This is a genomic window from Streptomyces montanisoli, from assembly GCF_017813245.1.
In the GTDB taxonomy this organism is placed as follows: Bacteria; Actinomycetota; Actinomycetes; order Streptomycetales; family Streptomycetaceae; genus Streptomyces; species Streptomyces montanisoli.
The window spans coordinates 1-19,017 of record NZ_JAGIQL010000131.1 but is presented as its reverse complement, the minus strand read 5'-3'; the positions used below and the strand labels follow the sequence as shown (position 1 = coordinate 19,017).

The 19,017-nt window shown below is 72.1% G+C and carries 17 protein-coding genes and 1 tRNA gene; 15 read left to right on the top strand and 3 right to left on the bottom strand.

Going from position 1 to position 19,017, the window contains the following annotated elements; translation table 11 throughout:
* Window positions 1-751: 751 nt before the first annotated feature.
* The 4 genes from JFN87_RS25110 (at window position 752) to JFN87_RS25095 (ending at window position 4,066) form a co-directional block, all read left to right on the top strand.
* Complete coding sequence (locus JFN87_RS25110; protein ID WP_209343396.1) at window positions 752-1,975, top strand: GlxA family transcriptional regulator; 1,224 nt, start codon at window positions 752-754, stop codon at window positions 1,973-1,975.
* 10 nt (window positions 1,976-1,985) lie between these two features.
* Window positions 1,986-2,588: an oligoribonuclease gene (gene orn, locus JFN87_RS25105; RefSeq protein WP_209343393.1), complete on the top strand. Its 603-nt coding sequence runs from the start codon at window positions 1,986-1,988 to the stop codon at window positions 2,586-2,588.
* A 116-nt stretch (window positions 2,589-2,704) separates the two neighbouring features.
* Window positions 2,705-2,777, top strand: a tRNA-His gene (locus JFN87_RS25100).
* Between the two features lie 236 nt (window positions 2,778-3,013).
* Window positions 3,014-4,066, top strand: a complete 1,053-nt coding sequence (locus JFN87_RS25095; protein ID WP_209343391.1) for a hypothetical protein — start codon at window positions 3,014-3,016, stop codon at window positions 4,064-4,066.
* Between the two features lie 55 nt (window positions 4,067-4,121).
* Here the strand turns inward: JFN87_RS25095 and JFN87_RS25090 are convergent, their stop codons facing one another.
* The gene (locus JFN87_RS25090; protein WP_245181271.1) at window positions 4,122-4,826 is read right to left on the bottom strand and encodes a TMEM175 family protein; all 705 of its coding nucleotides are present in this window, start codon (window positions 4,824-4,826) and stop codon (window positions 4,122-4,124) included.
* Window positions 4,827-5,154: 328 nt separating this feature from the next.
* Between JFN87_RS25090 and JFN87_RS25085 the strand changes: the two genes are divergently transcribed.
* Both JFN87_RS25085 and JFN87_RS25080 read left to right on the top strand, forming a co-directional pair.
* Window positions 5,155-5,442, top strand: coding sequence for a hypothetical protein (locus JFN87_RS25085; protein ID WP_209343389.1), 288 nt, complete (start codon window positions 5,155-5,157; stop codon window positions 5,440-5,442).
* A gap of 124 nt (window positions 5,443-5,566) precedes the next feature.
* Window positions 5,567-5,956 carry a helix-turn-helix transcriptional regulator gene (locus JFN87_RS25080; RefSeq protein ID WP_209343387.1) on the top strand — a complete coding sequence of 130 codons (390 nt, stop codon included), beginning with the start codon at window positions 5,567-5,569 and terminating at the stop codon, window positions 5,954-5,956.
* Between the two features lie 77 nt (window positions 5,957-6,033).
* On the opposite strand, the gene JFN87_RS25075 is transcribed toward JFN87_RS25080, so the two are convergent.
* Entirely contained in the window at window positions 6,034-7,431 is a 1,398-nt protein-coding gene (locus JFN87_RS25075; RefSeq protein WP_209343386.1) for a dihydrolipoyl dehydrogenase family protein, read from the bottom strand.
* Window positions 7,432-7,504: 73 nt separating this feature from the next.
* Here JFN87_RS25075 and JFN87_RS25070 point away from each other — a divergent pair, with 73 nt between their 5' ends.
* The 5 genes from JFN87_RS25070 (at window position 7,505) to JFN87_RS25050 (ending at window position 12,042) form a co-directional block, all read left to right on the top strand.
* Window positions 7,505-8,434 (top strand): cupin domain-containing protein, encoded by a 930-nt coding sequence (locus tag JFN87_RS25070; protein WP_209343384.1) that lies wholly within the window; start codon window positions 7,505-7,507, stop codon window positions 8,432-8,434.
* A gap of 167 nt (window positions 8,435-8,601) precedes the next feature.
* A complete protein-coding gene (locus JFN87_RS25065; protein ID WP_209343382.1) occupies window positions 8,602-9,876 on the top strand; it encodes a sensor histidine kinase in 1,275 nt (424 codons plus the stop codon).
* Complete coding sequence (locus tag JFN87_RS25060; RefSeq protein ID WP_209343380.1) at window positions 9,864-10,523, top strand: response regulator transcription factor; 660 nt, start codon at window positions 9,864-9,866, stop codon at window positions 10,521-10,523. The genes JFN87_RS25065 and JFN87_RS25060 overlap by 13 nt, the downstream gene beginning before the upstream one ends.
* 251 nt (window positions 10,524-10,774) lie before the next feature.
* The gene (locus tag JFN87_RS25055; protein ID WP_372449283.1) at window positions 10,775-11,632 is read left to right on the top strand and encodes a CPBP family intramembrane glutamic endopeptidase; all 858 of its coding nucleotides are present in this window, start codon (window positions 10,775-10,777) and stop codon (window positions 11,630-11,632) included.
* Between the two features lie 41 nt (window positions 11,633-11,673).
* The gene (locus JFN87_RS25050) at window positions 11,674-12,042 is read left to right on the top strand and encodes a GatB/YqeY domain-containing protein (protein WP_245181263.1); all 369 of its coding nucleotides are present in this window, start codon (window positions 11,674-11,676) and stop codon (window positions 12,040-12,042) included.
* 203 nt (window positions 12,043-12,245) lie between these two features.
* On the opposite strand, the gene JFN87_RS25045 is transcribed toward JFN87_RS25050, so the two are convergent.
* On the bottom strand, window positions 12,246-13,283 hold the full coding sequence (locus tag JFN87_RS25045; RefSeq protein WP_209343379.1) for a LacI family DNA-binding transcriptional regulator: 1,038 nt from the start codon (window positions 13,281-13,283) through the stop codon (window positions 12,246-12,248).
* Between the two features lie 312 nt (window positions 13,284-13,595).
* On the opposite strand from JFN87_RS25045, the gene JFN87_RS25040 reads away from it, so the two are divergent.
* The 4 genes from JFN87_RS25040 (at window position 13,596) to JFN87_RS25025 (ending at window position 18,588) form a co-directional block, all read left to right on the top strand.
* A complete protein-coding gene (locus JFN87_RS25040; protein ID WP_209343378.1) occupies window positions 13,596-14,930 on the top strand; it encodes an ABC transporter substrate-binding protein in 1,335 nt (444 codons plus the stop codon).
* 160 nt (window positions 14,931-15,090) lie between these two features.
* A complete protein-coding gene (locus tag JFN87_RS25035; protein ID WP_209343377.1) occupies window positions 15,091-16,092 on the top strand; it encodes a carbohydrate ABC transporter permease in 1,002 nt (333 codons plus the stop codon).
* 14 nt (window positions 16,093-16,106) lie between these two features.
* Complete coding sequence (locus JFN87_RS25030; protein ID WP_209343376.1) at window positions 16,107-16,985, top strand: carbohydrate ABC transporter permease; 879 nt, start codon at window positions 16,107-16,109, stop codon at window positions 16,983-16,985.
* Window positions 16,986-17,100: 115 nt separating this feature from the next.
* Window positions 17,101-18,588, top strand: coding sequence for a glycoside hydrolase family 1 protein (locus tag JFN87_RS25025; RefSeq protein ID WP_209343375.1), 1,488 nt, complete (start codon window positions 17,101-17,103; stop codon window positions 18,586-18,588).
* Window positions 18,589-19,017 lie beyond the last annotated feature (429 nt).

Sequence of the window (19,017 nt, the reverse complement as noted above, 5' to 3'; positions counted from 1 at the left end):
CCGCGCGCACGCGCGTCCGGGGCGCGCACGCGCTGCTGCGGTGGATCGTCGCGTGCTGCCTGCCGGCCCCGCTCGTACTCACCGCGTACGGCACGTTCCGTGCGGGCGCCCCGCGCGCGGGCGTGGCCACGGCCGCGTGCCTCGCCGCCGTGGCCGCCGGGTGCCGGCTCCTGCTGAACCGTCCCCGGCGCCCCGCAGGCTCCCAGGCGGCCCCGGTGTACGGATCCGGCCGCGCCGAGACGGCCGCGTCGCGGCGGGAGCGCGCACCCGGCCCCCGGCGCACGGGGGCGCACAAGGGGGCACGGACCAGCGCACCAATGCACGAGGGCTCACACGCGTTTGATCGACGCACTCCGGGGGATTGAGCAGTTCACACCTGCTCACCCGACTCTTTTCAGCCAACTTCTGGACCTTGCCGAATCCTTGGCGAAATCACCCGCCAACCCGCGCGCCACCAGGCACGAACGTCTTTCGTCCGGCCAATCCCGCCCGCCGGGACGGGCCATGGGCCAAAGGCGTACTTCCCTGAGGGGCTCGCGAGTGCAACGCTTCGTGATCGAATGCTTCACGCCAAGTTGCCATGTCGACATAACGGCGACTGGTGATCTGGTCACGCCGGCACCACGGAACACAGTAGATTCGATCATGAGCATCGAAGGCCGGGGATCCGTGCAAGACCGAGGGGAATCGTGCAGGAGCGAGAGGCCGGACAGGAACGGGGAGACGCGAACACCGAGGGGGGCTTAGCGCCATGAGCCAGGACTCCACCGCAACACAGGAGTCAGTACGGAAGCTTTCCGGGCGTCGCCGCCGGGAAGTCGTCGCAGTGCTGCTCTTCAGCGGCGGTCCCATCTTCGAGAGCTCGATCCCGCTCTCGGTGTTCGGCATCGACCGGCAGGACGCCGGCGTCCCGCGCTACCGCCTGCTGGTGTGCGCGGGCGAGGACGGCCCGCTGCGCACCACCGGCGGGCTCGAACTGTCCGCGCCCTACGGCCTCGACGCCGTCGGCAGGGCCGGCACGGTCGTGGTGCCGGCCTGGCGGTCGATCACCGCGCCGCCACCGCCCGAGGCGCTCGAGGCGCTGCGCAGGGCGCACGAGGAGGGCGCGCGGATCGTCGGCCTGTGCACGGGCGCGTTCGTGCTGGCCGCCGCGGGACTGCTCGACGGCCGCCCCGCCACCACGCACTGGATGTACGCGCCGACGCTGGCCAAGCGGTACCCGTCGGTCCACGTGGACCCGAGGGAGCTGTTCGTCGACGACGGCGACGTGCTCACGTCCGCGGGCACCGCGGCCGGAATCGACCTGTGCCTGCACATAGTCCGCACGGACCACGGCTCCGAGGCCGCCGGCGCGCTCGCGCGGCGGCTCGTGGTACCGCCGCGCAGGAGCGGCGGGCAGGAGCGCTACCTGGACAGGTCTTTACCGGAGGAGATCGGCTCCGACCCGCTCGCCGAGGTCGTCGCCTGGGCGCTGGAGCACCTGCACGAGCAGTTCGACGTGGAGACGCTGGCGGCCCGCGCGTACATGAGCCGCAGGACGTTCGACCGCCGGTTCAGGTCGCTCACCGGCAGCGCGCCGCTGCAGTGGCTGATCACCCAGCGGGTGCTCCAGGCGCAGCGTCTGCTGGAGACGTCGGACTACTCGGTGGACGAGGTCGCGAACCGCTGCGGGTTCCGCTCGCCGGTCGCGCTGCGCGGCCACTTCCGCCGACAGCTCGGCTCGTCGCCGGCGGCGTACCGCTCCGCCTACCGGGCGCGGCGGCCGCAGGGCGACGCGCCGGAGGCGCGCCAGGTACAGGGCCAGGGCCCGGCGCAGGGCCAGGCGCAGGGCGAGCCCGGCGTCCCCGCCCAGTCGCGGCGTCCGGTGCCCGGCGGCAACGGCGCGGCGCCCGCGGACGCGGACAAGCCGGGTTCCGACCTGTACGCGGCGGGCTCGGGGCGTCCGGGCCTGCCCGGGCAGCGGAGCGCGCCGTAGGGTGAGGCGCATGAACGATCGAATGGTGTGGATCGACTGCGAGATGACCGGGCTCTCGCTGGCGAACGACGCACTCGTCGAGGTGGCCGCGCTGGTCACCGACTCGGAGCTGAACGTGCTCGGCGAAGGGGTGGACATCGTGATCCGCCCGCCGGACGGGGCTCTGGAGACGATGCCCGAGGTGGTGCGCGCGATGCACACCTCCTCGGGCCTCCTCGACGAGCTGGCGGACGGTACGACCCTGGCGGACGCGGAGGCACGGGTGCTCGCGTACGTGCGCGAGCACGTCAAGGAGCCGGGCAAGGCGCCGCTGTGCGGGAACTCGGTGGCCACGGACCGCGGCTTCCTCGCCAGGGACATGGCAGAGCTCGAGGGCTACCTGCACTACCGCATCGTCGACGTCTCGTCGATCAAGGAACTGGCGCGCCGCTGGTACCCGAGGGCGTACTTCAACAGCCCGGAGAAGAAGGGCAACCACCGGGCGCTCGCCGACATCCGCGAGTCGATCGCCGAGCTGCGCTACTACCGCGAGGCGGTCTTCGTACCGGACCCCGGCCCGGACTCGGACACGGCGAAGCGCATCGCGGCGAAACACGTGGTCGCCCCGTCCTGACGCGCCGGCGAGGCGCCACCGTCGACTCGGGAGTCGCCATCCTTAATGGGGGCACGAGCACCCCCGCGGACCCTGTACACTTTTTCTCGGCCGGTCGGAAGATCGAGCCGGTCATGGTGGGTGTAGCTCAGCTGGTAGAGCACCTGGTTGTGGTCCAGGGGGCCGCGGGTTCAAGTCCCGTCACTCACCCTTCGGGGAAGCGCCCCCGACCTGCGATTCCGCGGGTCGGGGGCGCTTCTGCTGCGTCGGCCGGCCACACCGTGCCCCGCCTTGTGGCACGCCTCTGCTCGCGCTGTGCTTTCCTTGACTCCTGGCGAGTCCGATCGAAGGGGAGTCACGTGCACGCGCGAGCATCACGGCAACGGCCGGCGGACGCGCAAGAGACAGCGGCGGTCGGCGCGTCACGCTCGGCGGACGCCCACTGGATGGCGACCCTGCAGAGCCAGGCGGGCAACGCGGCCGTGGCCAAGGCCCTCGGCACACGCCGGCCGGCGCCACGGGCCACGGCCGCCCGGGCAGGTCTGGCGGTCCAGCGCGCGGTCTGGGACTTCATGCCAGGAGCCAGCTACAGCGGGCACGGGGTAGGCCATATGCACAGCTGGCAGAACCAGGAGAGCAAGGAGATCCGCAGCTCCAGCGAGCTCGGCATCCAGGGACAGGACAAGCCGATCATCGGGGACCGGTATGACGAGGCGACCCGGTCCGTCCACAGCAGCAGCAACGCCGTGTTCTCCGCGAAGGGCAAAGTCCCCCAGGAAGAATTCGAGAGCCGGGAAAAAGCCACGCGCGCGGCGCTCGTCGAGGCCAAGAGGTACGTCGCGCAGGCACTGGCCATGCTCGAACAGTGCAACGGTCAACCGGCCGGTGCCCTGCTGACGGGCTTGCAATCCGGGTTCCCGGCCTTCCGGGCGGCGTCGGCCCCGGAGCGCGCGGACTTCGTACGTCATGTGAGCGACGTCGTCCGGCGCATCAAGCAGGGACTCGACGCAAACGGCCTGCAGATCGCGCTCGCCTCCGCCGACCAGGGGCCGCTCGGCGCCCAGGGGTGGGTCGAGCAGAACCTCGGCGAAAGGTTCCGGGGCCCCAACATGAGGCACGAGACCCCGCCGGCCCTCTTCGAGCGCTCAGGCCCCATCCACCTTCTGAAGCCAGGACAGACCCCCTGGTACATCGTGCACGAGGCCAGCCACCGTTTCGCGGGCACCCTCGACTACCAGTACAGCCCGAGGGACGACGAGCTGGTGAAGGACAGAGTCGCCGACGGCATGAAGAACCACGACGCCGAGACAGCGGCGAAACTGGAGACCGAGCATCTCGACGAACGGAAGGTGGGGGATCCGAACTCCTACGCCGGCAAGGACGTGCCCGGCAAGGCCACCAACTGGTACGCAATGGGTCGCCGCTCCCTCATGAACGCCGACTCCTACGCCCAGTTCATCCTGATCGCGACCGGAGCACCGGCGCCGCGGACTCCCTGAGCGCTGCGGCAGCCGGCCGGCCGCCCGGAGTACGAGTGTCCGGCCACGCGCCTCGTCAGCGGGCGGCTCGCCGCCGCTGGAGGCGCGCCAGCCTCGGCGGGACGGCGAGCAGCACCAGGCTGTAGTACTGCAGGACGGGCACGGCGAGCGCGATGACGAAGGCGACGGCCAGGGCGAGGACGTTGCGGTAGCTCTCGGTGTACTGGTCCCCCGCCCTGCGGCGTGCCGCCTCGCTGCCTTCCTCCAGGAGTGCCGGGGTGGTCTTGAGGATCCGCAGCATCGCGAGCCGGCAGACCATGCCGGCCAGGAGCGTCGCGTAGTAGAACGCCACCACGAATCGGTCGCGGGCGCCGAACGTGCCGATCATCTCCGTCGGCAGGGGAAGCACGACGACGGAGAGCAGCCATCCCATGTTCCATATCGTCAGCGAGCGCGTGAGCCTCGAGACGGAGGAGAAGGCCCGGTGGTGCTCACGCCAGACGTTGGCGATGACCGCGAAGCTGAGCAGGAAGCTCCAGATCTGGTCGAGGTGACCGGTGATCACCTCGCTGGCTCTCTCGTGGGCGGACGCCGCCTCCGGGACGAGGTCCACCAGCGGCAGGACCAGCAGGGTGATGGAGATCGCGGTCACCGCGTCGGTGAACAGCACCAGGCGCTCCGCCGAGACTCCCCCCTGGATCCTGTCCGACGCGGCAGCGGACGCCTCTGCCGGGCCGGCCCCTTCCGTCCCGGTCTCGCCGACGGCCTCGCCCGCACTCATGCCTTCGCACCTCTTCCTTGCCGCCCACCAGCGCTGGTGGATGAGCCCCACCAAAGTACTGGACCAGTGGCCCCCGTTCGGGCCACCACCGCTGGAATGGCGCGGTGAGCGCGGGGTCCATTCTGACGCCGGCGCCGATCACCACGATGTCGTAGTCCTTCCCCGACAGCGCGGCGCGGTAGACCTGCCCGGCCGTGCGGCCGTAGTCGAGCAGGCAGACGTCGACAGACACCGGCCCTGACCGCTTCGGCGTCGATCTCGGGGAACGCCGCCCGCGACGAGGGCGGCCCGGATTCCTACCCTCGGTCCGGAAGAACGATGTCGCAGCATGTCGCCGAGCATGCTCACCGTCGGACTCGATACCGCGAGTTCCCCGGTGGCCCGGCGCGAGACCGTGCGCGACATCGAGGCGGTCTGCCGTCTCGACCTCGGCTCACGGGAGCTGCGGCGCCGGGTCGCCAAGCCGCTGACGCGGCTCGTCCCGGCCGACTCCTACCGTTTCGGCGCGATCGACCCCACCACGTTGCTGATCACCGACGACGTGAGTGCCGGGCTCACACCGGAAGCGGCGGCGGCCGCCGTGCACGACGAGTATCCGGTGGACGATGTCCTCTAGTTCGCGGCGCTCGCACGCGCCGGCGTGACAGCGGGCACGCTCGGCGCGGCCACCGGCGGCGACCCGAAGACCAGCCACCGGCGGCGACCCGAAGACCAGCCACCGCTACCGTGCCGTGCTCCCGATGATCGGCGCGCGCCACGAGCTGCGGGCGGGCTTCGTCGTGGACCGCCGGCGCTGGGGCGCCGTAGCCCTGTTCCGCGGGGGCGGGCGGCCCGACTTCACCCCGGCAGACGTCGACATTCCGCGGCGGCTGTCCGCCCCGATTGCCGCGGCCCTGCGACGGACCGTCCACCGGGCACCCGCCGACGCCGCTCCCGGCCCGGGGCCGCTCGCCGTGACGATGCCCCCGGCGCCGCCCGCCGACGTCGCCGAGGTCCCGCTGCTCGCGTACGGGCTCACGCCGCGCGAGCGCGACGTCCTGGCGAGGATCGTCGCCGGTCTGCCCTCGCGGGCCATCGCGACGGAACTGCTCATCACCGCGGCCACCATGCAGGACCACAGGACCACTTGAAGAGCGTCTTCGCGAAGACCGGTGTCCGCAGCCGCCGCGAACTGGTGGCGACTCTTCTCAACCTGTGAGCGGAACGTTCACTCGGGCAGGACCTTGTCGAACACCTCGTTGAGTCCCTCGGTGGAACTCGGGTGGGTGTAGATCGAGTCGCGCAGCTGGGTCGCCGTGATGCCGTGGCGCATCGCGAGCGCGACGGTGTTGATGATCTCCTGCGCGTCGATGGTCAGGAGTGCCGCGCCCAGCACGAGGTCGGTGTCGGCGTCCACGATGAACTTCCATACGCCGCGCGTCTCCTCGACGGTGTAGGCGCGGGGCATCGCGACGATGTCGGCGACCTTCTCGCGGGACACCTTGATCTTGCGTCCCTCGGCGCGTGCCTGCGTCTCCTTGAGGCCGACGGTCGCCAGCGGCGGCGTGATGAACAGCGTGTGCGGCACGGCGACCCGGTCGGTCACGGTGCGCTGGAGCTTGCCCTCGCCGAGCAGCTGGTCGAGCACCACGCGGGCGTCGTCGAAGGAGACGTAGGTGAACTGCTCGCCGCCGTTGACGTCGCCGAGGGCGTAGATGTGCGGGCGGCTGGTGCGCAGGTGCTCGTCGACCTCGATCGCGCCGCGCGCGGTGGTGCGGACGCCGGCGGCCTGGAGGTTCAGGTGGTCGGTCACGGGCCGCCGCCCGGTGGCGGGCAGCAGCGCGTGCCCGTCGACCGTCAGCGTCCGGCCGTCCTTCTCGTAGGAGACGGTCGCGGTGTCCTCGTTGTCGCTGACGCCCGTGACGCGTACGCCGGTGAGGATGCGGATGCCGTCGCCTGCGAGGATCTCGGTGGCGGCGAGCGCGATGTCCTCGTCCTCGCGCGGCAACAGCCGGTCGGCCGCCTCCAGTACGGTCACCTCGGCGCCGAAGTGCCGGTAGATGGAGGCGAATTCGAGGCCGAGGTAGCCTCCGCCGACGATGACGAGGCTCGCCGGCAGCCGGTCGTTCTCGATCAGGTCGGTGCTGCTGACCAGGTGGCTGCTCTCGGCAAGTCCCGGGATCGCGGGGATGACCGGCTCCGAGCCCGTGTTGATCAGAATCGTCGGCGCGGTGACGGTGATGCGGTCCTCGCCCGCGCCCACGGTGACGGTATGCTCGTCGACGAAGCTCGCCTCGCCGGTGATGACCGTCGCGGTCTCGTGGCCGTTCATCGCTTCGAGGTTGCCGGCGCGGAAGGCGCTGGTCAGCGCGCGTACTCCGGCGACCGACTTCGCGAAGTACTCCCGCGCTTCGTCCTCGAGGCGCTTCGCGTTCGAGTAGTGGACGAGCATCTTCGACGGGACGCAGCCCACGTTCGGGCAGGTGCCGCCGTACATGTGGGCGGACCGTTCGACGAGGACCACACGCCTGCCCGCTTCGGCGAGCGCGTGTGCGGCGGTCTTGCCGCCCTTGCCGAAGCCGATGACGAGCACATCGGCCGAGAGAGCTTCGGTCGTGGTTTCCATGAGTTTGAGCTTCCCTCGGATCGATTGGTACGAATAGTGCTTTGCGTATCACTTTCCAGCCCGGAAGTATCAGATGGACACGCTCAGCCACCTCCTCCGCCTGGCCCGCGTCGAGGCGAGCCTCGACATGCGCTGCCTCGTCGGCCCGGCGACCCGTATGGACTCCCCCGCACGCGCCGGGCGCGAGGCGCCGTTCCACGTGCTGCTCGCAGGCTCGTGCCGGCTGCACATCGGAAAACAGGTGCTCGACATGGGCCCGGGCGATGTCGTCGTCGTCCCCAGCGGGGCGCCCCACCGCATCGTCACACCGGGCGACGGCACACCGCAGGGGACGAAGGTGACGAGCGGCGCGGCCTTCCTGACGGCGCGCAGCGAGCGCGGGGGCCCGGAGGTCAGCGATCTGTTCTGCGGCCGCTACGGGTTCGGCGCGGGCAGCGGCGCGTTGCTGTTCCGCAGCCTCCCCGACCCGATCCACGTCTCGTTCGGCCGGTCGCCGGACAGCGCCGACGTGCTCGGGACGCTGAGCGCGCTGATGCGCTCGGAGGCGCACTGCGAGGGCGACGGGACGGCGGCGATCCTGGCGGGCCTGTGCACGGCGCTCCTCGCGATGGTCCTGCGCACCGCGCGGGGCGCGAACACCAACGCCACCCTGTGGACGGCGGCGGGCGACGCGACGATCGCGTCCCTGATAGAGCGGATATTCGAGGCGCCGGGGGACGACTGGTCGATCGAGCGGATGCGCCGCGCGGCGTCGATGTCCCGGGCCACCTTCCTGCGCCGCTTCGGGCAGAGCACCGGCATGACCGTCGGCGCGTTCGTCACCCAGGCGCGGCTGATGACCGCGGCCCATCTGCTCACGGCGGACGACGCGACGGTGGTCTCCGTCGCGGCGCGCGTCGGGTACCGGTCCGAGTCCGCCTTCAGCAGGGCGTTCCGATCGGCGACGGGCGTGTCACCCGCCCGCTTCCGCCGCGAGGCCCTCACGGGGGCCGGGGAGCACTGAGCGTGGGCGCCGCGGGGACCCGGTCGCACTGACCGTGGGAGCCGTAGGCCGCTGATCACCGGCGCAGCACGCCCCGGCCCTCACCGTGGATACTGGGCGGCGGCGCCCGTCCGGGGCGAGACGGGGCACGGCGGTCGCGAGCCGGCCCGTGGACGCGGGAGGTGCGCGTGGTGGCTCGGCAGCGCGCCGCGGCCGGTGGCCGGACGGCCGAAGGCACCGGCACCGTCGTCAAGGCCGTCTCGGCCTCGCTTTCCGCGCTCGGCCACCTCGCGGGCGGGTTCGGCACGGCGCTGCTCGCGCTGGCGGTCCTGGCCGTCCTGGGTGTCACCGCGGTCGCCTGCCTGGTGGGCGTGGGGCTGCTGGTGGCGCCCCTCGCGCTGCGGACGCTGCACGCGCTGGCGCGGCGGGAGCGCCGGCGGCTGGGCCGCTGGGGGCCCGAGGTCGTCGCGCCGCGTCCGGCGCCGCGCGGGCTGCGCGGGGCCGTGCGCGACCCCGGCACGCGGCGCGAGGCGCGGTGGCTCGTCGTGCATGCCACGGGAGGGCTGCTGCTCGGCCTCGCCGGGGTGCTGCTGCCGTTCGCCGCCGTACGCGACATCACGTTCCCGCTGTGGTGGAAGTTCGCGCCCCAGGGCTCGACCAGCACGTCCATCGGCATCGGCACCGCGAACTCCTGGCTCGACGCCCTGGCGGCGGGCCTGCTCGGCGTGGGCTGGATCGCCATCATCCTCGGGCTCGCGTCGGGCATGGCGGCGCTCCAGGCGCGGCCGGGACGCCGGCTCCTCGCGGCGGGAGCGGAGACGGACCTGTCCCTGCGCGTCGCCGAGTTGACCGCCACCAGGGCCGCCGCCCTGGACGCGCACGCCACCGAACTGCGCCGCATCGAACGTTCGCTGCACGACGGCTCCCAGAACCGGCTCGTGTCCGTCACGGTCCTCATCGGCGCCGCGCGCCGCATGGTGGCCCGTGATCCCGCGGCCGCCGACGAGCTGCTCGAACGCGCCCAGGCGGCCGCCGAGCAGGCGCTGGCGGAGCTGCGTACCGTCGCGCGCGGCATCCTGCCGCCGGTGCTGGCCGACCGCGGGCTCGGCGGCGCGCTCTCGGGGCTCGCCGCGGACTGCGCTGTGCCGTGCACCACGGACGTCGACGTGCCGGAGCGCTGCGCCGCGTCCGTCGAGGCGACCGCGTACTTCGTCGTGGCGGAGGCGCTGACGAACGTCGCCAAGCACAGCGGCGCCCGGCGCTGCGCCGTCACGGCTGTCGGCCGCGGCGGCCGGCTGCGGCTGCGCGTCGAGGACGACGGCAGGGGCGGCGCGCTGGAGGACGGCGGCTCGGGCCTCACCGGTATCCGACGCCGGGTGGCGGCACTTGACGGTACGCTCGACGTGGCCAGCCCGCCGGGCGGCCCCACAATCCTTGAGGTGGACCTCCCATGCGGATCGTGATCGCCGAGGACGACCCGCTGCTGCGCGAGGGCCTCGCCCTGCTGCTGCGCGCCGAGTCACTGGACGTGGTGGCCACCACGGACAACCCCGAGGACGCGCTGGCCGCCATCGCGGAGCACGAGCCGGACGTCGCGATCCTCGACGTACGCATGCCGCCGACGCACACCGACGAGGGCGTGCGCGCCGCCGTCGAGGCGCGCCGCCGGCAGCCGGGGCTCGGCGTCCTCGTGCTGTCCGCGTACGTGGAGCAGACGTTCGCCACCGAGCTGCTGACGGGGGGCGTCGGGGGGCTCGGCTACCTGCTCAAGGAGCGGGTGGGGCGCGTCGAGGAGTTCCTGCGGGCGCTGTGGCGCGTGCGGGAGGGCGGCACCGCCATCGACCCCGAGGTGGTCGCCCAGTTCTTCACGCGCTCGCACCACGACACGCGTCTCGAACGCCTCAGCCCGCGCGAGCGCGAGGTGCTCGCGCTGATGGCCGAGGGCCTCGGCAACACCACCATCGCCGAGCGCCTCGTCGTGACCGACGGCGCGGTGCACAAGCACATCCGCAGCATCTTCGCCAAGCTCGACCTGTCGCCCACCGACCGTCTCGACCGGCGCGTGGCCGCGGTCCTGCACTACCTGGAGAACGCGCGCCGGCGGGTGTGACCTCCGGGCGCGGCCTCCGGGCCGGTACAGCCTGCTGTACCCCCGGTCGGGGAGTGTGCGGCAATGCCTCGGACCTCCCCCGGGTGGTGTGCTGAACGCGTCGCTCAGCCACCGCCGAAGGGACGCATCCAGTGGGCAGCCGCATTCCCGTCAACACACCGTCAGAGCCACTCCGCGACGGACCGCCGGATGTCACCGGCCCCGAAGGCGCCGCCGCGGGCCCCCACCGCCGTACGGGGTTGCGCGGGCGCATCGCCCGCGCCCCACTGACCTCGTTCTTCCTCATGGCGTTCGTCCTGAGCTGGCTGGCATGGACGCCGTACGTGCTCTCCGAGAACGGCCTGGGCATCGCCCACTTCGCCTTCCCCTCCGCGCTCGGCACCACGCAGCTGCTCGGCGTGCTCCCCGGCGCCTACCTCGGCCCCATCCTGTCGGCGTTCGCCGTCACCGCCATCACCGACGGCCGTCCCGGACTGCGCGCCTGGACGGGCCGGTTGGCGAAGTGGCGCGTCAACTGGCGCTGGTACGCGGGCGTGATCGTCGCGGCGCCCGCCGCCCTCACCATCGCCTCCGTCGCGCTCGCCGGGGCGGGCCCGGTGCTGCCGAGCGCAGCGGTGCTGACGGCGTACGTGCCGGGTCTGCTGCTGCAGATGGTCACCACCGGCCTTGCCGAGGAGCCCGGTTGGCGTGACTTCGCGATGCCCCGCCTGCAGCGCCGCTACGGACCGCTGACCGGGACTCTGATCGTCGGCCCGCTGTGGGGCGCCTGGCACCTTCCGCTGTTCCTGACCGAGTGGGGCGGTTGGCCCGACGTCACATGGCGGCAGCCGGTGGTCTTCGTGGTCACCACCGTCGCGTTCAGTTTCGTGATGACGTGGGTGTTCAACCGCAGCGGTGAGAGCCTGCCGATCGCCATGCTGCTGCACACCGGGGTGAACAACTACCTCTCCATCGCCTGGTCGGGGATGTTCCCGCACCTCGCCCCGACGGCCACGACGCACGCCCTGTTCGTCGCCTCGGTCGCGGCCGCCCTGATCCTGCTGGCCGCCACGCGCGGTCGCCTCGGGTACCGGCCGCCCATCGCCGCGGCCGGCACGCCGCCGCGATAACCCGTTGCGCGCCGCGCACACCGGTACGTACCGTCCCCACCATGTCTCTCGACGTACGACTGCGCCAGGCCCTGCCCGAGGCGATGCGCGCCCGCGACAAGGTGGCGGTGCGTGCCATCAGGTCGGCGCTCGCCGCTTTGGACAACGCCGGGGCCGTCCCGATCGACGGGGCGCCGCGAGCGGGGGCCATCGAGGGCTCGGCCATCGGCGCGGGCGCGGTGGAGGCTCCGCGGCGCGAGCTCGGCGAGGACGACATGGCCGGGATCCTGCGGGCCGAGGCGGCCGAACGGCTCAGCGCGGCGGACGAGTTGGCCGCGCCCGAGCACGCGGCCCGGGTGGCGGACCTGCGCGCGGAGGCGGTCGTGCTGCTCGGCTTCCTCGAAGGCTCCGGCTCTCCCGGCGCCGTCTGAGGGCCGCGCCGTGACCCGCGAGGCGTACGGGCGTGCACGCGGCGAGCGGCCGCGCCGGGCGGTCTTCCGCCCGGCGCGCGGTGCGTCGCCCGGCCGGATGCGGACGAGCGACTGCTCGGCTGGGCGGCGCCCTTGGCGGCGGTGTTCGCGGCAGACCGGACGGGTGCGTAGGCCGCCCCCGGCCCGCGGGGGACCCGCCTCCGTCAGGACGACTCTCGTACCACCAGCTCCGTCGCCAGTGCCACGTGGCGGTGGGGCAGGCCCGGGTTGGCGATCTCGTCGAGCAGCATCCGGGTCATCGTGCGGCCCATCTCCTCGATGGGCTGGCGCACACTCGTCATCGGCGGGTCCGTGTGGCGGGCCACGATCGAGTCGTCGAAGCCGACCACCGCGACGTCCTCCGGCACCCGCCGCCCCGCCTCGCGCAGGACCTGCATCGCGCCGGCCGCCATCACGTCGGACGCCGCGAACACCGCGTCCACGTCCGGCCTGCGCTCCAGCAGCGCCCGCATGGCGCGGATGCCGCCCTCCTCCGTGAAGTCCGCCTGGGCGACGAGCGACGCGTCGGGCGGCTCCGCGCCGAGCGCCTTCCTGTGGCCGTCGAGGCGGGCGCGCGCGGCCTCCATGTCCAGCGGCCCGGTGATCGTGGCGATCGCGCGCCGCCCGCGGTCGAGCAGGTGCTCGACGGCGGCGCGCGCGCCCGACTCGTTGTCCGCGTGGACGTAGCTCAGCGGCTCGCGGTCGGAGCGCCTGCCGCCGAGTACCGCCGGCATGTCGATCGTCTCCAGCAGGTTCGGCAGCGGGTCGTCCCGGTGCACGGAGACGAGCAGCACGCCGTCCACGCGCTGAGCCGAGAGGTACGCGGCCAGGCGTTCCCGCTCCTTCGCGGTCCGCACGAGGATCAGCAGGAGCTGCATGTCCGTGTCGGCGAGGCCGGCCGTCACGCCCCGGATGGTGTCCGAGAAGTACGGTTCCGCGACCAGGCGCGTCTCGGCCTCGGGTATCACCAGCGCGACCGAGTCCGTTCGACTTGTGACGAGAGTGCGCGCCGCCCTGTTCGGCACGTACCCCAGCTCGGCGATCGCCTTCTGCACCGCCGTACGCGCCTTGGCGCTCACCCCCTCCGAACCGTTGACCACGCGGGACACGGTGCCCCTGCCGACCCCGGCGCGCGCCGCGACGGCCTCCAGGGTCGGGCGGGCTGAACCCCTGGACGCCGGGTTCTTCGCGACTCGACTCATCGTTCACCTTCCAGCTCTGCGCGAGCCTCGCGCGGACGGGGCCGCCCCATTGTGGCCGATGCCTCCCGGTCATGGTCCACCACGTACGTGCGGGTACCACCACGCGCGCAAGGACACGCTCCGGCAACGGAAGCGACTTCAAGTATTGACACTGCGCCCCTTTTGGCGTGAGTCTTCGAGCAGCACCGGATTGGGAGCGCTCCCAGTCACCGTACGCCGGTTCGCCACGCGCCGGCCCGCCGCCGGCCCCGCGCCGGCCTCCGCCGGGGTCACCCCGGACAAGTCCTCCTCCCCGGAACAAGGAGTAGTGGAATGCGCATCACCCGCACCGTCAGCAGCCGCCGAGGCAGAAGGAGCGCCGTGGTCGTCGCGACCTCGGCCCTCACCGCCTCCGCGCTGCTGCTGACGGGTTGCAGCAGCGGCACCGACAGCGGGGGCTCGGGCTCCGACTCGGCGAACGGGCAGATCACGCTGACCGTCGCGGACTACGGGCAGTTCGGCTACAAGGAGGCCGGCCTGTTCGCCAAGTACCACAAGCTCCACCCGAACATCACGGTGAAGGAGAACGTCACCGCGGACGAGGCCAACTACTACCCGAAGCTGCTTCAGGAGCTGAACTCGGGCAGCGGGCTCGGTGACGTGACGGGCATCGAGGTCGGCCGCATCAAGGAGGTCGTCGACACCAAGGCGGACTCCTTCGTCGACCTCAGCAAGACGATCAAGCCGTCCGACTGGGTGTCGTGGAAGGAGGCCCAGGCCACGACGGACGACGGCAAGATCATCGGAGCCGGCACGGACATCGGCCCGATGTCCCTGTGCTACAACCGCGACCTGTTCAAGAAGGCGGGGCTGCCGACGGACCGCGACCAGGTCGCGAAGCTCGTCGCGGGCGGCTGGGACGATTACCTCAAGCTGGGCGAGCAGTACAAGAAGAACGCGCCCAGCGGCACGTACTTCATGGACTCGGCGAGCGCCATGTACAACGCCGTCGTCAGCTCCAGCACCGAGCAGTACTACGACAAGGACGGCAAGCCGGTCTACAAGAGCAGCCCCAGCGTGAAGAAGGGCTGGGACCTGGCGGCGCAGGCCGCGAAGGAGAAGCTCACGCAGGGACTGCCCCAGTTCGACCCCGCATGGCAGACGGCCCTGCGCAAGGGCACCATGGCGACGGTGGTGTGCCCTGCGTGGATGGCCGCGCAGATCGCCACGTACGCGGGCCCGAGCTACAAGGGCAAGTGGGACATCGCCAAGGCACCCGGCACCGCGGCCGCCAACTGGGGAGGCTCGTTCCTCGCGGTGCCGAAGGCCGGCAAGCACACGAAGGAGGCCGCGGCCCTCGCCAAGTGGCTGACGTCGCCCGCGCAGCAGGCCGCGGTGTTCAAGGCGGCCGGCCTGTTCCCGTCCAACCAGGGTGCCTACAGCCTGCCTGACGTGCAGAACGGGAAGCTCCCGTACTTCAACAACGCGCCGATCGGCAAGATCTACGCGCAGGAGGCCTCGTCCATCCCGGTGGCGGTTCTCGGCCCGAAGGACGCCGACATCAAGAAGGCGTTCTCCGACCAGATCAACAACATGGAGCAGCGCGGGACGAAGCCGGCCGACGCGTGGGCGGCGGCGACCAAGAACATCGAGAAGATCGTCGGCTGACGGCTCGGCCCGGCCCCGGCGGCCCTGACCGCGTCCCGGCTCCGTGACGGTGCCGGGACACGGTCGCCGCGGTGGCCGCCGTCAGGCCGCTCCCCCGGCCCCGGCGGCCGCCGCGGCGCGACCGGCCCACCCACACTCCCCAAGGACAAGGACTCCGACCGTGGCCACCACGACACCCACCCGGGACGCGCACATCCCGCCGCCCCGCCGGCCCGCTCCCCCGCGCGCGGCAGGAGGCCGCGGGGGGAAGTGGCGCAGCCGGCTGTGGCGGTTCGACGACAAGGCGTCGCCGTACGCGTACATCGCGCCGTTCTTCCTCGTCTTCGGCGCCTTCGGCCTCTTCCCCCTCGTCTACACCGGCTGGATCGCCCTGCACCACGTCGAGATGACGGGGCTCGACCAGATGAGCTGGGTGGGCTGGGGCAACTTCGACACCATCCTGCACGACTCCGAGTTCTGGACCTCGGTCGCCAACACCTTCGTCATCGGGGTCATCTCGACCGTCCCCCAGCTCCTGATGGCGCTGGGGCTCGCTCATCTCCTCAACTACAAACTGCGGGCGAGCACGTTCTTCCGGACGCTCATCCTCACCCCGTACGCCACCTCGGTGGCATCTGCCGCGCTCGTCTTCGCGCTCGTCTTCCGTGCCGACGGCGGCATCCTCAACTGGCTGCTGCACTTCATCGGTCTCGGCCACACCAACTGGGCCAACGGCCACTGGACGTCCAAGATCGCCATCTCGGCCATCGTCATCTGGCGCTGGACCGGCTACAACACCCTGATCTACCTCGCCGCCATGCAGGCCGTGCCCACCGACCTCTACGAGGCCGCCGCGATCGACGGCGCGTCCCGCTGGCAGCAGTTCCGCAAGGTGACGATCCCGTCCCTGCGGCCCACGATCCTGTTCACCATCGTCATCTCGACGATCGGCGCCATGCAGCTGTTCGGTGAACCGCTGCTGCTCGAGGGCGGCTCCCTCGGTGCCACCGGCGGCAACGAGAACCAGTACGAGACGCTCAGTGTGTACCTCTACCACTACGGCTGGGGTCTCGGGCACCTGGGGCCGGCCGCGGCGGTCGCCTGGGCCATGCTCGCCCTCCTGCTGATCATCGCCGGCATCAACCTGCTCGTCGGCCGCCTCGTTCGCAAGTCCGCCGCCTGAGGGAGTCCTCCGCCATGACCACCACAAGCCCCGCCGCCCGCACCGCACGCGGCCGGCTCCGTGTCGGCGCGGGACGCCAACTGCACGCCGGCCCCGTCACGTACGTCGTCCTCATCATCGCGGGGCTCATCTCGATCCTGCCGCTGTACTGGACGCTCGTCGCGGCCTCGCACACGCAGAACGACGTGCTCGCGGCGACCCCGCCGCTCGTCCCGGGCGGGCGTCTCTTCCACAACCTGTCGGCCGCGTGGCAGCAGGCACACCTCGGCAAGGCGATCCTCAACACCATCGTGGTGTCGGGCTGCATCACCGCGGCCACCCTGTTCTTCTGCACCCTGGCGGGCTACTCGTTCGCCAAGATGCGCTTCCGCGGCAGGAACTGGCTGATGACCGCCGTCATCGCCACCCTCACGATCCCGCCGCAGCTCAGCGTCGTGCCGCTGTTCATGATGATGTCGAACATCGGCTGGGGCGGGCACCTGGAGTCGGTGATCTTCCCGACGCTGGTGTCCGCGTTCGGTGTGTTCTTCATGCGGCAGTACCTGCTCGAAGCGCTGCCGTACGAGCTGATCGAGGCGGCCAAGGTCGACGGCGCCAACAACTTCCGCATCGTCTACAGCATCGTCCTGCCGGTCGCGAGGCCCGCGATGATGGTGCTCGGCATGCTGACGTTCGTCCAGGCGTGGAACGACTTCTTCTGGCCTTACCTCGCGCTCAACCAGCAGAACCCCACCCTCCAGGTCGCGCTCGGCCAGCTGAGCGCGTCGTACACACCCGACCAGTCCATCGTGATGGCCGGCGCCCTGATCAGCGCCCTGCCGCTGCTCGTCGTCTTCGTGCTGTTCGGCAAGCAGATCGTCGGCGGCATCATGTCCGGCGCCGTCAAGGGCTGACCGCAGGGCCGCCGGTGACACACCGTCGCCGGCGGCCGCGCGTCGCCTCGTCCCCGGACTCGTCCCCGCCTCGCACACCCCGTCCCGACAAGCCTCGCATGGGAGCGCTCCCGACATGACCGCACTGCAACCGGAGACCGGTGTCCGTCCCCGCACCGCCACGGCCGCCGCCGGACACACCGCCGCGACGGCGCCCTTCCCCACCGGATTCGCCTGGGGCGCGGCGACGGCCGCCTACCAGGTGGAGGGCGCCGCCGCCGAGGACGGCCGCACACCGTCCATCTGGGACACCTTCGCCCACACACCGGGCCGGGTACGCAACGGCGACACCGGCGACATCGCGGCCGACCACTACCACCGCTTCCGCGACGACGTCGCGCTGATGCGCGAACTCGGCCTGACCGCCTACCGGTTCTCCATCTCCTGGACGCGCGTGCAGCCCACGGGGCGCGGTCCCGCCGTGGAGCGCGGCCTCGACTTCTACCGCCGCCTCACGGACGAGCTGCTGGCCGCGGGCATCACGCCCGTCGCCACCCTCTACCACTGGGACCTGCCGCAGGACCTGGAGGACGCGGGCGGCTGGCCCACCCGCGCCACCGCCGAGCGCTTCGCCGACTACGCCGCCATCATGGCGGGGGCGATCGGCGACCGGGTGCCGATGTGGACCACGATGAACGAGCCGTGGTGCTCGGCGTTCCTCGGCTACGGCTCCGGCGTGCACGCCCCGGGCCGCACCGACCCGGCCGCCTCGCTGCGCGCCGCGCACCACCTCAACCTGGCGCACGGCAGGGCCGTCGAGGTGCTGCGCGACACGCTGCCCTCCGACGCGCGGCTGTCCCTGACGCTCAACCTGCACCAGGTGCGTCCGCTCACCAGCGGCGCGGCGGACGCGGAGGCGGCGCGCAGGATCGACGCCGTCGGCAACCGCGTCTTCACCGGGCCCGTGCTGGACGGCGCCTATCCGGAGGACCTGCTCGCGGACACCGCACGCGTCGTGGACTGGGGGGAGCTGGTGCGTGACGGCGACCTCGCCACCATCTCGCACCCCATCGACCTGCTCGGCGTGAACTACTACACCCCGACCGTCGTCTCGGCGCCGGAGGCCGAGGACACCGGCCGCGAGCGGTTCCACGGCGGGCACGGCGCGAGCGACCACTCGCCGTGGACGGGCTCGGAGGACGTCGTCTTCCACCTTCCTGAGCGCCTCGGCCGCACGGCGATGGACTGGGCGATCGACCCCGACGGCCTGTACGAGCTGCTGATGGGGCTGCACAGGGAACACCCGGGCCTGCCGCTGATGGTGACGGAGAACGGCGCGGCCTTCGACGACTACGTCTCGCCCGAGGGGCGCGTGGACGACCCCGAGCGCATCGCCTACCTGCACGGCCATCTGGCCGCGGTGCGCAGGGCGCTGGACGCGGGCGCGGACGTGCGCGGGTACTTCCTGTGGTCGCTGCTGGACAACTTCGAGTGGGCGTACGGCTATTCGAAGCGCTTCGGCGCGGTGTACGTGGACTACGCGACCCAGCGGCGCATCCCCAAGGCCAGCGCTCACTGGTACGCGGACGTGATCCGCGCGAACGGCCTGCCGGGGCCCGCCTGAGCCGCCGAAGCCCCGCGGGCGGGGGCGCCCCGGCCCGGTGGGGGGGAAGTGGTCGGGCCGGGGCGCCCGTGGGTCGGCCGGTGGGGGGCGGCCGACGCATGAGGGGGCCGACGTCCGGGCCGGCATCCGGCGCCGGACGCCGACGCCGGTGTCCGGCGCCGCCCGCTGACCGGGCGCACCGCCCACGCTAGCCGTCGCGGCGCGTGGAGATCCGGCGTATCGGGCGGGACCCGGTGTTCCTTAGGGTTGCGTTAAGGATCGGATCGGAAGGTGTTAAGCGGATGACCGTGTGCGACCGCCACGGTTTCGCCGATGACCGTTTCGGCCCATGTCGCGTACGCCGCGCAGGTGGCGCAGACCGCGCAGGCCACTCAGGCCGCGCAGACCGCCCAGCCCGCGCACGCCGCCCGGCCCGCGCACGCCGCGCCG

Coding starts and splice junctions, on each gene's coding strand:
- JFN87_RS25110 (WP_209343396.1), top strand. CDS start 752: ATGAGCCAGGACTCCACCGCAACACAGGAGTCAGTACGGAAGCTTTCC.
- orn (WP_209343393.1), top strand. CDS start 1,986: ATGAACGATCGAATGGTGTGGATCGACTGCGAGATGACCGGGCTCTCG.
- JFN87_RS25095 (WP_209343391.1), top strand. CDS start 3,014: ATGGCGACCCTGCAGAGCCAGGCGGGCAACGCGGCCGTGGCCAAGGCC.
- JFN87_RS25090 (WP_245181271.1), bottom strand. CDS start 4,826: ATGAGTGCGGGCGAGGCCGTCGGCGAGACCGGGACGGAAGGGGCCGGC.
- JFN87_RS25085 (WP_209343389.1), top strand. CDS start 5,155: ATGTCGCCGAGCATGCTCACCGTCGGACTCGATACCGCGAGTTCCCCG.
- JFN87_RS25080 (WP_209343387.1), top strand. CDS start 5,567: ATGATCGGCGCGCGCCACGAGCTGCGGGCGGGCTTCGTCGTGGACCGC.
- JFN87_RS25075 (WP_209343386.1), bottom strand. CDS start 7,431: ATGGAAACCACGACCGAAGCTCTCTCGGCCGATGTGCTCGTCATCGGC.
- JFN87_RS25070 (WP_209343384.1), top strand. CDS start 7,505: ATGGACACGCTCAGCCACCTCCTCCGCCTGGCCCGCGTCGAGGCGAGC.
- JFN87_RS25060 (WP_209343380.1), top strand. CDS start 9,864: ATGCGGATCGTGATCGCCGAGGACGACCCGCTGCTGCGCGAGGGCCTC.
- JFN87_RS25050 (WP_245181263.1), top strand. CDS start 11,674: ATGTCTCTCGACGTACGACTGCGCCAGGCCCTGCCCGAGGCGATGCGC.
- JFN87_RS25045 (WP_209343379.1), bottom strand. CDS start 13,283: ATGAGTCGAGTCGCGAAGAACCCGGCGTCCAGGGGTTCAGCCCGCCCG.
- JFN87_RS25040 (WP_209343378.1), top strand. CDS start 13,596: ATGCGCATCACCCGCACCGTCAGCAGCCGCCGAGGCAGAAGGAGCGCC.
- JFN87_RS25030 (WP_209343376.1), top strand. CDS start 16,107: ATGACCACCACAAGCCCCGCCGCCCGCACCGCACGCGGCCGGCTCCGT.
- JFN87_RS25025 (WP_209343375.1), top strand. CDS start 17,101: ATGACCGCACTGCAACCGGAGACCGGTGTCCGTCCCCGCACCGCCACG.